We start from the raw sequence: 1,577 nt of genomic DNA, 5'->3' as shown, positions 1-1,577 counted from the left end.
GATTTATGATGAGGAAATCGATCTCATTGAAAAAAATCTTCCGCAGCCAATTTAAGGAATCGATACGGACAAATAGTTTTTCATATTTTTGGATTTTTTTTGAACCGATTTTATTAAGAACATTTCTCTTTTTTTGTTCAGGAAAATGCGTTTTAAGTTTTTTCCCATCCAAACTGAATTTATTCCTGAATTTCCTTTCTGCTAAACCAACCAGGAAAACCTTATCACCATTCCGGAAATCATTATCAGATTCAATCGTAACCTTTTCTCTAATATCGACTTGTCCCTTGTCCCTTGCTCCCTGCTCCCTCTTAAATTCTTTGATTTTGATCGATTTGGAATCCATCCCGTCTTTTGGAAGGATCCTGATCCGATTTCCAATCCTTAACGAATGAAGAGTTTTGAAGGAGAATTCTTTTTCCGAACGAGAAACAATGTCTCCGATATAAATCCCTGTATAAGGATTTTCTGTGATTGCATTAGAGATATTCTTCCCGATAAAATAAGAAGTTTTTTCTCTGCCAAAATCATATTTCAGGATTTCTTTCGCTTCCTCGATTTTATTTGGAAAATCAATTGCTAAGCGGTAAGCACGAGCCACATTATACACATATTCCGCAGATTTCATTCGACCTTCGATCTTTAGTGATCTTATTTTCAATTTCATAATTTCCGGGATAAGATCGATATTTTGTAAATCTTTCAAACTGAAGAAATAATCCGCAGTATCAGAGGTTTCATAGATTCTGCGACAAGGCTGCTTACATTGTCCGCGATTTGCACTTTTTCCACCCAGAAAACTGCTGAATAAACACATCCCGGAAAATGAATAACAGAGAGCACCGTGAGCAAATATTTCCAGTTCGATTTTGGATTTCCTGCTTATCTCTTTTAATTCCGAGAGAGTTAGTTCACGAGCCAGGATAACTCTTTCAAATCCTTTATCTAAAAGGAATTCCGTTCCAATTGAATTGTGAGTTTTCATTTGGGTGCTGGCATGGATCTTCAATTTTGGAAAGAATTTCTTTATTAAATAATAAACTCCCCAATCCTGAATGATGATCGCTGAAATAGCTGTTTGAGAAAGGAGATAAAGAGTATCGAGCAGTTCCGGAAGTTCCTGGTTTTTGATAAGAGTATTCAGGGTTAAATGGACATTTATCTTATTTTTTTCAGATTCTTTGAGGAGAGATTGTAATTGATTGATGGTAAAATTCTTTGCCCGATCGCGAGCATTGAATTTCCTCAATCCAAGATATATTGCGTCTGCTCCGCCTTCGAGAGCAGCGTAGAAAGATTCTGTGTTTCCAACGGGAAGGAGAAGTTCAGGTTTCATTTAATGATAAATGAATTTCTTTAAAATTTTATAGAAATTTTCATGAGTTCCAATCAAATACAAAGATAAAATATCATCATAAATTAGATAAGAGATAAGATACAATTGCTGATTAAACTTAAAGTTGTGAATACGATAATTTTTTAAATCCCCTTTCTTTAATATACTAATTTCAGGATTTTTTATAATTATATTAATTTGCTTATCAATTTCTAATTGTAATTTTGGATTAGATTTTTTT

The 1,577-nt window shown here is 33.7% G+C and carries 2 protein-coding genes; both read right to left on the bottom strand.

Features of this window, described 5'->3' with window-relative positions; translation table 11 throughout:
• Positions 1 to 1,336: U32 family peptidase (locus ENL20_00595; GenBank protein HHE37059.1), on the bottom strand; the 1,336-nt coding region annotated here is incomplete at its 3' end.
• A partial coding sequence (locus ENL20_00590; protein HHE37058.1) for a type II toxin-antitoxin system RelE/ParE family toxin occupies positions 1,337 to 1,577 on the bottom strand: 241 nt, incomplete at its 5' end.

This window comes from Candidatus Cloacimonadota bacterium (assembly GCA_011372345.1).
In the GTDB taxonomy this organism is placed as follows: domain Bacteria; phylum Cloacimonadota; class Cloacimonadia; order Cloacimonadales; family TCS61; genus DRTC01.
The sequence above is the reverse complement of the archived record's forward strand: the minus strand, read 5'-3'. Positions and strand labels throughout refer to the sequence as shown.